Annotated in this window: 13 protein-coding genes; 3 read left to right on the forward strand and 10 right to left on the reverse strand. The window is 60.9% G+C overall.

The window, feature by feature from the left end:
- Nucleotides 1–809 precede the first annotated feature (809 nt).
- Complete coding sequence (locus R4P65_RS15390; RefSeq protein ID WP_317827161.1) at nucleotides 810–1,040, forward strand: PLD nuclease N-terminal domain-containing protein; 231 nt, start codon at nucleotides 810–812, stop codon at nucleotides 1,038–1,040.
- On the opposite strand, the gene R4P65_RS15395 is transcribed toward R4P65_RS15390, so the two are convergent.
- The 8 genes from R4P65_RS15395 to R4P65_RS15430 form a co-directional block, all read right to left on the reverse strand.
- Complete coding sequence (locus tag R4P65_RS15395) at nucleotides 1,028–1,969, reverse strand: antibiotic biosynthesis monooxygenase (RefSeq protein ID WP_230814153.1); 942 nt, start codon at nucleotides 1,967–1,969, stop codon at nucleotides 1,028–1,030. The genes R4P65_RS15390 and R4P65_RS15395 overlap by 13 nt on opposite strands.
- Before the next feature lies 1 nt (nucleotide 1,970).
- Complete coding sequence (locus R4P65_RS15400) at nucleotides 1,971–3,371, reverse strand: amidohydrolase family protein (RefSeq protein ID WP_317827162.1); 1,401 nt, start codon at nucleotides 3,369–3,371, stop codon at nucleotides 1,971–1,973.
- A gap of 69 nt (nucleotides 3,372–3,440) precedes the next feature.
- Nucleotides 3,441–4,139 carry a CPBP family intramembrane glutamic endopeptidase gene (locus R4P65_RS15405; protein WP_317827409.1) on the reverse strand — a complete coding sequence of 233 codons (699 nt, stop codon included), beginning with the start codon at nucleotides 4,137–4,139 and terminating at the stop codon, nucleotides 3,441–3,443.
- 168 nt (nucleotides 4,140–4,307) lie between these two features.
- Nucleotides 4,308–5,270 carry an iron-siderophore ABC transporter substrate-binding protein gene (locus tag R4P65_RS15410; RefSeq protein WP_411742547.1) on the reverse strand — a complete coding sequence of 321 codons (963 nt, stop codon included), beginning with the start codon at nucleotides 5,268–5,270 and terminating at the stop codon, nucleotides 4,308–4,310.
- A 110-nt stretch (nucleotides 5,271–5,380) separates the two neighbouring features.
- Nucleotides 5,381–5,860, reverse strand: a complete 480-nt coding sequence (locus R4P65_RS15415) for a VOC family protein (protein ID WP_317827164.1) — start codon at nucleotides 5,858–5,860, stop codon at nucleotides 5,381–5,383.
- Between the two features lie 85 nt (nucleotides 5,861–5,945).
- Nucleotides 5,946–6,932, reverse strand: a complete 987-nt coding sequence (locus R4P65_RS15420; protein ID WP_317827166.1) for an alpha/beta hydrolase family protein — start codon at nucleotides 6,930–6,932, stop codon at nucleotides 5,946–5,948.
- Nucleotides 6,929–7,453, reverse strand: a complete 525-nt coding sequence (locus R4P65_RS15425) for a hypothetical protein (protein ID WP_317827167.1) — start codon at nucleotides 7,451–7,453, stop codon at nucleotides 6,929–6,931. The genes R4P65_RS15420 and R4P65_RS15425 overlap by 4 nt, the downstream gene beginning before the upstream one ends.
- Nucleotides 7,454–7,847: 394 nt before the next feature.
- Nucleotides 7,848–7,979, reverse strand: coding sequence for a hypothetical protein (locus R4P65_RS15430; protein WP_269068115.1), 132 nt, complete (start codon nucleotides 7,977–7,979; stop codon nucleotides 7,848–7,850).
- A gap of 273 nt (nucleotides 7,980–8,252) precedes the next feature.
- On the opposite strand from R4P65_RS15430, the gene R4P65_RS15435 reads away from it, so the two are divergent.
- Nucleotides 8,253–9,374, forward strand: a complete 1,122-nt coding sequence (locus R4P65_RS15435; RefSeq protein WP_317827168.1) for a winged helix DNA-binding domain-containing protein — start codon at nucleotides 8,253–8,255, stop codon at nucleotides 9,372–9,374.
- A 114-nt stretch (nucleotides 9,375–9,488) separates the two neighbouring features.
- The gene (locus R4P65_RS15440) at nucleotides 9,489–11,186 is read left to right on the forward strand and encodes a fumarate hydratase (protein WP_230814724.1); all 1,698 of its coding nucleotides are present in this window, start codon (nucleotides 9,489–9,491) and stop codon (nucleotides 11,184–11,186) included.
- 61 nt (nucleotides 11,187–11,247) lie between these two features.
- On the opposite strand, the gene R4P65_RS15445 is transcribed toward R4P65_RS15440, so the two are convergent.
- Nucleotides 11,248–11,598 (reverse strand): hypothetical protein, encoded by a 351-nt coding sequence (locus tag R4P65_RS15445; RefSeq protein ID WP_230814160.1) that lies wholly within the window; start codon nucleotides 11,596–11,598, stop codon nucleotides 11,248–11,250.
- Nucleotides 11,599–11,650: 52 nt separating this feature from the next.
- Nucleotides 11,651–12,214, reverse strand: coding sequence for a mismatch-specific DNA-glycosylase (locus R4P65_RS15450; RefSeq protein WP_317827169.1), 564 nt, complete (start codon nucleotides 12,212–12,214; stop codon nucleotides 11,651–11,653).
- Nucleotides 12,215–12,224: the final 10 nt, after the last annotated feature.

Below are 12,224 nucleotides of genomic sequence, written 5' to 3' on the forward strand. Positions count from 1 at the left end.
TCGTGTATGGTAATCTCTTACAAGTTTGTGGTACTTTTGGTCTGTGGGCGCGCTACCGTCGGATGTGGAAGTTTCAGTGCTGGCCCGGCTTGCCCTTGGGTGGGGGGCACTTCTTGCTCTGCGGGACTTACTCTGCCGACAGGCCTTCAACGCTTCCGGAGATGAAGTCGAGGAATCCGAAGAGGTCAGCGAAAGCGCCGAGGAAGTCTGAGATGTCGCCGAAACCGATAGTAGGCATTGATATTGCTCCTGTCAGTGATGAACTGTCCGTGATGGCGGGCCACTGGCTGGCTGCCGGGGCTAACACTAGAGCCCTTCCGTTACTTTTGCGACACCAAATGTGTCCGGGACGTTACATTTCAGACCCGCTCAACTGACCTCATATCCACAGGTAACAACCAGTCACGGTGAACAATTTGTCACCATATAGCGCATTCTTGACAAAACTCGAACATGGTTCCCGAGAGCAGTTATCGTGCAGCGTCACTGCTGTACCGTGGTTGCAAGTGCGGAACGCTCGACTTCCCCACCCTGAGAGATTCGCCGTCAAAGGCTCTTACTTGCGAATCGGTGCCAAATCGCCCCATCTCGGGCACATGCACCCTGAGGATGTGCGCAATTTTTCAGCCATAACTTCGGTTAGCGAGATCTTTACGCCGAAAACGACCGCCCCGACGGCCCCGACGGCCTGCAGGACCGTACCTATCGGTCATCATAGTGACGCTATTCACACTGATTCGAGCAACTCGAGGCACCGATAACAACCCGATCTCGACACCGATTGGACGTTCGAGGGCAAAGTGGAGTTCATGAACGTCACAAAGAAGAAGTCCTGGAGTGAGCTGTCACCCGCGCAGCACCGCGTCGTCGCCGTGCTCGCAACGATTCAGTCCCTGTTGGCGATCGCCGCGTGGACAGACCTGGCGCGACGCCCTGCCAATACGGTCAACGGCAGCAAGAAGAAGTGGGCGGCGATCATCTTCGTCAACTTCTTCGGGCCGCTCGCTTACTTCCGCCGAGGCCGGATTCAGTCGAAATAGTCCCAGAACTGCAGCCACTTCACGGACGCGAAGAGCGTCAGAGTCACTGCGTACACCGCAATTACCGCCGCGACACCGCGCCAGTTCGTGCGGGGAACGGCGCCGTCGACCGGGTCCAGCCAATGGCGGAACCACCTCGTGACCGTCGGCATCAGGAACCACGTCATGGCGCCGACGCTGACTATCTGGCTCAGCCACATCGAGAGCCATGGCGGCGCTCCGATCCCGTCGAGCAGCGGACCGAGAAACCTCGACAGCGTCATCACCGTCGGATAGAGAACGAGCAGGATGATCATCGCCGTCTTCCAATTCGGCGTCGCACGGGTCTGCCCGTTCTCCGTGCGCAGAATCGTGCCGAACGGCGTCGACCGCGTGGTCTCGGTGAAGTCCTCGACTAACTCCGCTCGCAGTTTCGGTAGTGCCGCGGCCCTTTCGGGCGACGCCATCCACACCGCCAACTGCTGCTCGGTCCTGAACCGAAGGACGGACTTCCACTGGGTGGAATCGGTGACCGACCGCAACAACATCACCGACTCGTAGCCTGAAAATCGCGAACTGAGATCGATGAGATGCCGTTGCGTTCGCAGAAACTCGTTCTCCTTACCCACGACGACGGCGTGGTCGTACACACCGATACCGGGCGGCGGCAGAACGCCGTCGACCAGTACCAGATCACTCGTCTGCGCGAGAATTCCCGTTGCCGCAGCAAATCTTTCGAGATCGCGGCGTTCGCCCGACTCCAGCCAACGATGAAGATCGTCGGCACTGTCGAAAGTGACGGACAACCCGTGCGACACCGGTTCCGGTTGATCACTGATGCCACAGCTCACGTAGCCGTCGAATCGACCGGCGATCTCGGCCGCACGCTCTACCCACGCCCGGAATCCCGAACTCGTTCGGTGGTACCCGGTGATGGCGGTTGCGGACACGTCAGCCCGACACCCGGCGCCCTTGCACGTACACGTGCGCAATCGCAGGTTCGCGCATCGCCATCAGAAGCCCGAACAGCGTCTGGTCGCGGGCGAGTATCGGATCATCCGAACGCGTTCCATGGTTGACGAGCCCGGCGAGCGGCGGCCACCCGGACGGATCGATCACCAGGAAGTCGGCCTCTTTGCCCTCGTCGAAGTTGCCGATCCGGTTCTCCATGTCCAGCGCGCGAGCGCCGGCGAGAGTTCCGGTGAACAACAGTTCGGCGGGATGCATCGACACGCCGTCGTCGCCGGCCTCGGAGATGTGAACCTTGAAGGCGTCGCCGAGGACTCGGGTGAGCAGGCATTCGTCGCCGCCGCCGAAGTCCGATCCGATCGCGATGTTGACCCCTGACGCAACGGTTCGTTTCCACGGCATGGTGCCGGAGCCGAGAAACTGTTGGGACGTCGGACAATGTGCGATCGAGGTTCCGGTCTCGGCCATTCGTGCGAGTTCGGAATCCTGGCAATGCACCGAGTGCGCGAGAATCGCGCGCGGACCCAGGAAGCTCTTTCCACCGACCTGCGAGCCGGGTAGGAATTTGCCGTCGTACGTGTCGAGGTAGGTCTCGACCTCGTACTCGGCAAGTGTGGTTGCCACCTCGCCGGTCCCGGGCCGATTGTTCTCGTTGAGGTGACTGTGGAAGTAGACGCCGCGGTCGCGGACCGAGTCGTACAACTCCCCCAACTCCTTCAGCGTCCGGGTCGTCACCGCGAGGGAGAACCGCGGAACCACCGCGACGTGAACCAACGCAGTGTTCACGTCACCGGTGTCGGCCGCGTGCCACTGGTCGATCTCCTCGCGGGTGAGTCTGATCGCGTCCTCTTCCGAGGTGATCAGTGCGGCAGCGGAGGCCGGGCCGGTGGTTTGAATACCCCGGCCGCTGACTACCCGAAGGCCGCGTTTCAGAGTTTCCGAGAACAACGCGTCCTGCGCGTGCGGGAAAGCCGATCCGAACACCATCGCGGCCGTGGTTCCCGTGGCGATTCGGCGAGCGCAGAAGGCCTCGGCAGCGTGCTGGGCGAACTCCGGATCAGCGAATCTCGATTCGGAGGGAAAAACACAGAGGTCGAGCCACTCGAGTAGTTGGCCGCCGCCGTATGCATCGCCGGCGTAGGTCTGCGGGAAATGAATGTGTGCATCGACGAATCCGGGCAGCAGGAAACCCGGTCGGTGGTCGTGGGTTTCAGCGCCTTCGAGATCGCTCGGGAGTGATTCGAATTCTCCGCAGTAGACGATCGTTCCGGCATCGTCGATCGCCAAGACGCCGTCGGGGATCGAGACGAGCGACTGCGCCGCATCCTCAACCGTCGGACGACCGGAGATGTGGAAGACATGGCCTCGATGAAGGTGCGTCACTTACTGAGCAAAGCACAAAACTACCCGGCGCCGCGCGGCGAATGCTGTCCTTTTTGTCAGATATTGGGATCAAGCAAGAGTTGCATGCCAAACAAGAGCCGCAGCCAGCGCGCCCGCCCCGTTCAACGACCAATGCAGAGCAATCGGCGCAATCAGGCTGCCGCTGCGATGACGAAGCCAGGTGAAGACGAGACCGGCTGCAGCGGTGGCGAGAACAGCCCCGAGGATTCCGGCGACCTGACCGACGACTCCGGTACCAAGAAAGCCGGAAAGCCCTTCGTTGCCGCTGGTCAAACCCATCGACGACGCGATGTGCCACAGGCCGAACATCAATGAACCGGCCGCTGCGACGCCCCGGAATCCACTGACCCGGTTCAATGTGCCGTGCAGGACGCCGCGGAAAGCCAACTCCTCGGGAATGACGGTCTGGAGCGGAATGACGATCATCGACGCGATGATGGCGCCGGAAATTGTGGCGTAGCGATCCGCCATGAAGAAGGGGCGCGTAAGCGGAAGTAGCGCGCCGACGGCGACAACCGTCAGCACCAGGCCGACGGCGGCAAGGGCGTACTTCGAACCCTTCCGCAGGTCACGAGGCGACAGCCCGAGCTCCGCCCACCCCATCCCCCGGCGTTTGGTGAGCGCCAACAGAACAAGAGCAGAGATAGGCACCGTGGCGATGCTCGCCCACGCAGTGGTGAAGTGTGCAATCAGATTGGTTCCCACCAGCACCACGATCACAACAGCGACATCCACGTATGCATGCATCCGCGGAAAACGAGGAGCGGTCGCCGCGATCTCCACTGGACCGATCTCCACGGGGGCGCCGCTCGTTAGCTGAAAGTTCACTTTTTCCAGTGTACCGACGCACGAGAACCGCCCGCCACTGTTTGCGAACACGCTCACAGTGACGGGCAGGTCCCGAAACAGCTCTGATCAGGCCCCGAGTGTGCTCGCAAACTTCGGAACGGCGTTGTCGATTGCGTAGGTCAACCCCGGTACCGAGCCACTCGAGAACGCATTGACGAGTGCCGGGTCATCGAGGATCAACAGATGTCCCTGCTGAGCCGACGGGATTGCGCGCAGTAGCGGATCGTTCGCAAACGCACTGCTGTCGAGGAAGATCGGGAACAGCACGGTTAGATCGGCGTCGAACAGGTTGAGGTTCTCGTTAGCGACCGGAACGTAGAAGTTGCCGGTGGCCTTCTCGGTGATCGCGGCCGGAATCGTGAAACCGAGACGCGTCATGAAGTCCGCGCGTGCGTCGCCGGGTACGTAGGCGCCGTAACCGTCTGAACTGTAGGCGCCGACCGCCGCGGTCTTGCCCGCGAAGTTCGGATTGGCGGCGATTGCGGCGTCGAACTTGGCGTCGAGGCCGTCGAGTAGCGCCTTGCCTTCCGCTTCTTTGCCGAGTGCCTTGGCGACGAGTTCGGTCTGCTGCTCGACCGTCGTCCCGTAGGCCGTGGCGAGACCTGGAGGCGGCCCGACCGTCGGCGCGAGGGCACTGAGCTTGTCGTATGTCGCCTGCGTGTTGTCGCTTCGCGTCCACAGAATGAGGTCCGGTTCGAGTGCGATGACGTCTTCGACGCTCAGATCCATCGTTCCGAGGATCTTCGGGTCGGCGGTGAACTCGTCCGCAATCCACGGTCCGACGCCCTTGCCGCCGAACGCCATCCAGTCCGCGACGCCCACTGGTTGAGTGCCAAGAGCGAGTGCCGTCTCGGCATCCGACCAACCCAGCGCCACGACGCGCTGCGGGTCGGCCGGGACCTCGACGTCGCCGAACATCGTCGAAATGGTTGCGCCCGCCTCAGCCGGTGCGTCAGCACTGTCGCTGGTGCAACCGGCAAGCCCGACGACGGCAAGCGAGGCTGCCAGCGCCGTGACTGCAACCTTCATTCGAGAGACTTTGATCCGCATGGTTACAAGCACTCCTCCAACGCTCCAGCGAGAATTAGGGAAGGCTAGCATAAGCTAAGGAAGCCTGTCGCCCATCGGCCAGATCGTGTTCAGGATGCGTTGGCGGCCTTGTCGAGTTCCGCGATATCGATCTTCTTCATCTTCATCATCGCGTCCGTGACGCGTTGCGCCTTGGCTCGATCTGGATCCTTCATCAGTTCGAGAAGACGATTCGGGACTACCTGCCAGGACAGTCCGAACTTGTCCTTGGCCCAGCCGCACGGGCCTTCTTCCCCACCCTCGGTCAGTCGGGACCAGTAGTGATCGACCTCAGCCTGATCGGTGCACGGAATCTCGAAAGACACGGCCTCCGAGAACGTGAACATCGGTCCGCCGTTCAATCCGGTGAATCGCTGACCGCCGAGTTCGAAGCTGACGGTCATCACCGAGCCTGCCGGCATTCCGGAGGGCGATCCCTCGACGTACCTTTCGATTCCGAGAATCTGCCCGGAACCGAACACCGAGATGTAGAAGTTCGCTGCTTCTTCTGCTTGGTTGTCGAACCACAAACAGGGAGTGATGGAAGGCATGTTCTGTCCTTGTCGGAGAGGTTACGAATCACGTGTACAGGGTTATAGACCCGACCCGATACGAAAACTCATCGCCAGGAACTGCTCAAGCGGACAACGCAGATTCAAGGATTGGCCAGGAGCGAACGAGTTCGTCGCGCCAGTACGGCCAACCGTGCGTCCCCACCGGTTGCGCGCTGCGGGTGACGTCGACTCCTCGATCGCGCAGCACCTGCGTGATCTGGTCGGTGCACACGTTCGATCCCAGTTCCATGACTCCGCCCACGACCAGTACACGACCCAGCGCAGGAGTATCGAGGGTTTCGTGCGGGCCTGGCAGTCCCGATCCCGACGCAAGGTACACCTTGGTTCCGCGGAGCTTGTCGGCATTGGCGAAGATGTCGTGCTCTTGCCAAGCCTCACTGCCGGCCGGACCCCACATCTGCTCCGAACGGGCATTTCCGTTGATGACCACAAGATCGGTCAACGCCTTGCCGAATCCTCCGACGGTTGTGTAGCAGCCGCTGTAGCCGGCGACCGCGTCGTACAACCCGGCTGAACGTTGGGCCAGGATCAGCGCAGCTTCTGCGCCCATCGAGATCCCGCCGATTGCGTTGTGCCCGTTGGTCGCGAACCTCTCGTCGATCAGTGAGGGAAGCTCTCTTGTCAGGAACGTCTCCCACTTCAGACGACCGAATTTCGGGTGATCTTCCTGCCAATCGGTGTACATGGTGCCGGTTCCACCGATGGGGAGTACGACGTTCACATTCTTGTCGGAGAAGAACGGCACGATATCGCCGTTGGCCTGGGCCAACCAGTTGTTCTCCTCGATCTGCCCGGAATTGCCGTCCAGGAGATACAGCGTCCCGCGCGGTTCCGAGCGGTCAGCCGGAAGCAGCACTTTCACCGTCATGGTGCGCCCCATGGCGGGACTCACGACGTCGAGAAGAACCAAGCGTGAGGACAGCTCGGTGACGCTCGTTATCTTCGGAGCCTCGTCGGCGAGTGCAGTCGACGGCAGCACAAGAAGTGAAGTCAGGGCGAGCGCGCCGACAAGAACAACGCTTCGAAGGCTCGCTCGACAGGAATTCACACGCCGAGCGACGCGGCGATCATCGGCCACGAGTCGTGTAAGTCGTCTTCCCAGTATCCCCATGAATGTGTTCCTGCCGGCTTGAAGTTGTAGCGAATGTTGTTCATACCCAATGCGTTCGTCTTGTCCGCAAGCTGGGTGGTGCAGTGGCGAGTTGCTGCCTCGATTCCGCCACCGAGAACAAGCTGCAACACGAAATCTGTGACATCGTTGCCGATCCGTGGATCGGCAAGCGTGTCGTACGGACCCGGAATCCCGGTTGCGGTAGTGATGTACATCGGGATTCGAGGTAGCTTGTCCGCGTTGACAACCGGGTCGTGAGCCGGCCAACCCGGACCATCGTACGGACCCCACATGTTGACCCCGTTGTTGTCGCCGGATTTCGCGAGGCCGGGGTCCGGCCGCTCCCAATCGGTGTAGTAGCTGAACGCCCCATCGACGGTGAGTAGACCGAGATGTCGACCAGCCTGCTGTCCACTGGCTGAGCGTGTCCTGGTGCTGCGAGGAGCTCGGGCCCACATACGGCCGTGGTCAACGCCACGAAGACGCGGAAAACCGTTCGCAAAGCGCAAGTCTCGATCATCGGGGTCAATCTCTTCGGCAGCGGAACTTTTCGAACGGTACCGCCTGAAAGAGACAACCCGACGTGATCGGAAAAACTCGATCCGGTCGACGCGGAAAGGCTCACGCACCGAGTGCGTGAGCCTTTCTCGTCAGACGACGCTTACTTGGGCGTAACCGTGCCGCCGCTGAGCTCGGTCAGCGCATTGAAGAATGCGGTGCCGACGCTGTTGACAGCCGTGACGACGGTTCCCACGATTTCGATGGATCCCATGAAAACTCCTACAGTTGTTTAGGTCTCGGTCACCCGAGCGGAAGTTGTGTGACAGAACAGTCCGATTCCGACGAGCGGAATCAGCCGAGCGGCTTGAGGCTGCCCGTGTTCGTCTGAACCGAACCGATGAAGGTTTCGAACAACTGGTCGCCGGCACCAACCGAGCCGAGGCCCTTGAGTGCAAGTTCGACGATCGACATCAGTGAACCCATGTGAATCTCCTAGAGAAGTCAGAGGTCAGCTGTCAAGAAGCACCCGACAGTGCTGTGACAGCTGCGTCACATCTGTAATGTATCCGTGACGTGGGTAACACGTAATCATACGAACGACCAGTTGGCAAAGAATTCCGACAATGGGGTCATTATTTCGACTAATAAGGTCTGCTACTGAAAAAATTCCGGCAAATCGGTCGGATTTTACTGATTCTGTTGCCGCGATCTTCAACCGCCCCAAATCCTGCGGTTACCCACCAGTAAACTGAAATCATGTCTAGCGCAACCTCACTCACGCAGGTAGCTAATTTCCGGTGGCACCGCCATCAACTCGACACCCCCCTTGCCGGTGATGCCGATCACCACGATTGCGACATTCTCGATCTAGGGATTCAGAACACCGGACCGGACGGCGCCGCCTGGGCATTACAGATCCGCGGCGTACGCGTCGACGCCACTGACCTCGCTCTTGCCTGGACGTTGCGCGGAGCTCCCCACTACTACCGTCGTCGCGACCTGCCTGCCGTCGCTGTCGCCACGTCGCCGTTCAGTGAGGCCGATGCAGCCAAACGCATTTGCGACGCGAACCGGCCGCTGAAGGCCGCCGGCATCCCGACGCTGACTGCCCTGCAAACAGTTGCTACTGCGATGCGGGACATCGTCTCGAAACCAACCGTCAAGGGCGAGATGTCCGCGCAATTGACCACGCGGGTCACCGAGCCCTATTTGCGATTCTGCCGCCCGTGCAATGCCACTCATCTGTACGAGATGCCGTTCCGGCTCGCGGCGCTTCAGGCAGGCCTCGAACTGCAGCCGGGCACATCTCCCCCAATGCTCGAACGCATTCCGGGTTGGCGCCGACGCCCGTACACAGCCACAGGTTCTGACGCCGATCCCCGCTTCGACGTGATTCGCGGGTATCTGCGCTTCTACGGCCCCGCCGCTCCTGCTCACGTCGCCTCGTTGCTCGATGCTCCGGTCAAGGACGTCAGAGCCCACTGGCCCACCGATGCCGAGGAAATCGAGGTGAACGGCGAGAAGCGGTGGATTCTCGAACAGGACCGCGAGGACTTACTCGGCTGCCCCACCGATTCGAGTACGCGCCTGCTCGGGCCTTTCGATCCGTATGTACAACTCAAGGATCGGGAAACCCTGGTTCCCGACCCGGCCGTCCAGAAGACGGTATGGCCGACCCTCGGGCGACCGGGCACGGTGATGGTTGGCGGCACGATCACCGGACTGTGGCGACCGCGAGCGTCCGGAAAGAAGCTGAAGGTCGCGGTCACCCCGTGGGGAACGTGGTCACGATCGGCCCGCGCAGCAGTGGCCGAGCAGGCCGAAATACTTGCCGGATTTCGCGGCGTCGGGCTCTCCGAACTGGTCGAAGTACCTTGATCGAGCCAGTGGTATCCGGATAATTCCAGCTCACACCCGCCCCGATTCAGAGAAGGAAACCCCCAACGATAACCTGAATGCGACCTTCGCACGCACCCTTGTTCAGGAGAGATGATGGCCGACTTCCTCTATGAGGACCTGTTGCCGATCGGTGATGACACCACCGAGTACCGATTGCTCACCACCGAAGGGGTGTCGACAGTCGAGGGACCGGACGGCCGCACCTTCCTGCAGGTCGAGCCGGAGGCGATGCGTCTGCTGACCGAAACGGCGCTGCACGACATCTCTCACTACCTGCGCACGGATCACCTGACGCAGCTGGCGAGCATCCTCGACGATCCCGAAGCGTCGAACAACGACAAGTTCGTAGCGCTCGATCTTCTCAAGAACGCCAATATCGCCGCTGCCGGCGTTCTGCCGATGTGCCAGGACACCGGAACCGCCATCGTCATGGGCAAGCGCGGTCAGCACGTGCTCACCCCCGGCGACGACGAGCAAGCCATTGCCCGCGGCGTCTACGACGCCTACACGCGCCTGAACCTGCGCTACTCGCAGAACGCCCCCATCACGATGTGGGACGAGAAGAACACGGGCAACAACCTGCCCGCGCAGATCGAGCTGTACGCCGATACTGCTGCCGGACACGAGAACTCGTACAAGTTCCTCTTCATGGCCAAGGGCGGAGGCAGCGCCAACAAGTCCTATCTGTACCAGGAAACCAAAGCGATCCTGAACCCCGACTCGATGATGCAGTTCCTCGAGGCGAAGATCCGCTCACTCGGTACCGCGGCCTGCCCGCCGTACCACCTCGCGATCGTCGTCGGCGGTACTTCAGCCGAGTTCGCGATGAAGACGGCGAAGTACGCGTCGGCGCACTATCTCGACGAACTGCCTACCGAAGGCGCCATCACGGGTCGCGGCTTCCGAGATCACGAGCTCGAGAAAAAGGTCTTCGAGCTCACGCAGAAGATCGGTATCGGCGCCCAGTTCGGCGGCAAGTACTTCTGCCACGACGTCCGCGTCGTCCGACTTCCCCGCCACGGCGCTTCCTTGCCCGTCGCCATTGCGGTGTCTTGCTCGGCCGATCGACAGGCGAAGGCCAAGATAACCCCAGAGGGCGTGTTCCTGGAACAGCTCGAATTCAACCCTGGCCGTTTTTTGCCCGAGGTCACGGACGCGCAGCTCGACGAAGAGACGGATGGCATTTCGGGTACCGGCAAGGGTGCTGCGGTCAAGATCGATCTGACCAAGCCGATGTCGGAGATCCTGGCCGAGCTTTCCAAGCACCCGGTGAAGACTCGTCTCTCCTTGACCGGTCCGCTCGTCGTAGCACGCGACATCGCGCACGCCAAGATCAAGGAACGCCTCGACGCCGGCGAAGAAATGCCGCAGTACCTCAAGGATCACCCGGTGTACTACGCCGGCCCCGCCAAGACTCCCGACGGTATGGCGTCCGGTTCGTTCGGCCCGACCACGGCCGGCCGCATGGACTCGTACGTCGAGCAGTTCCAGGCTGCCGGTGGCTCGATGATCATGCTGGCCAAGGGGAACCGCTCCAAGCAGGTCACCGACGCCTGTAACTCGCACGGCGGTTTCTACCTCGGATCGATCGGTGGACCGGCCGCTCGCCTGGCGCTCGACTGTATCAAGAAGGTCGACATCCTCGAGTACGCCGAACTGGGCATGGAAGCCGTCTGGAAGATCGATGTCGAGGACTTCCCCGCCTTCATCGTCGTCGACGACAAGGGCAACGACTTCTTTGCGCACACCGGTGAAGTGACCTTGACGATCGGCAAGCGTCCGGGCCTGTAGATACATCAACAGCAAAGAGCCCCGGCGGGTTTCGATCGCCGGGGCTCTTTTTCGTGTGTGGTCAGGTCCAGAGCGCAGCGACGAAAACGGTCACGATCGACAACCCGCCGACGACGTGCACCAGATTCGGATTGGCCTGCCCCTTCTTCTGCTTCGCCCGGGTGATCTCGGCGAGGGCCACGATGACCAGCGAAAGCACCAACTTCACAGCGATCTTCGCGTGAATGTAGTTCTTGTCCAGGGCGCCCTCACCCAGACCGACGATGATCAGGCCGGACACGAATTGCATCCTGGCACCCCACACCATGACCTCGGTGATCGAAGGAGCCTTGAGGACGGTGAAGTAGCTACCGACCAGGGCGGCCATACCGAGCAAATGAATCACTACAAAGATGTTGTATAGAACAGACATACAAGCACTTTAACTTGTACCTTGTTCTGGCCGAACGGAACTGCGACTTCTCTCAGAGAATTCCGGCTTCGGATGCGGCGGAACGATATTTCGCTGCCAATGTGTCCACCGTCTCGTGTGCGTTGAGGCCGCTGGGATTGGGCACAATCCACAGCGCTGCCCCCTCGAAAGTCTGATCCTGCCGGCCCGCCTTGGCTCGTTTGTCACCGAAAGCAGTGCGATAGGCGGTGATTCCGGCGAAGGCAACGACTACAGGTTTGTTTGCGCGCACGATGTTTCGGACCCGGACTCCACCAGTTGCGAGTTCCTCGGACGTCAATTCATCTGCGCGCGCAGTTGCCCGGACCGCCAAGTTGGTGATGCCCACTCCCCGATCGATCAGATGTTGTGTGTCAGCGTCCGACATACCCGCGGAGGGATCGATCGCACGCTCGATTATGCCTGCCCGCAGCAGTGCCGGATAGAACCGATTACCCGGCCTCGCGAAATGCGCGCCCGTCGCGGCAGTCCACAGTCCCGGATTGATACCGACGAACAACAGCCGACAATTCGGCCCGATCAGATCCTCGATCTCGGCGTCTCGGAAAGACTCCAGCTCGGCGCGCGTGAATCCCATGCTGCCAGTA

Source organism: Rhodococcus sp. IEGM 1318, from assembly GCF_033142465.1.
In the GTDB taxonomy this organism is placed as follows: Bacteria; Actinomycetota; Actinomycetes; order Mycobacteriales; family Mycobacteriaceae; genus Rhodococcus_F; species Rhodococcus_F qingshengii_B.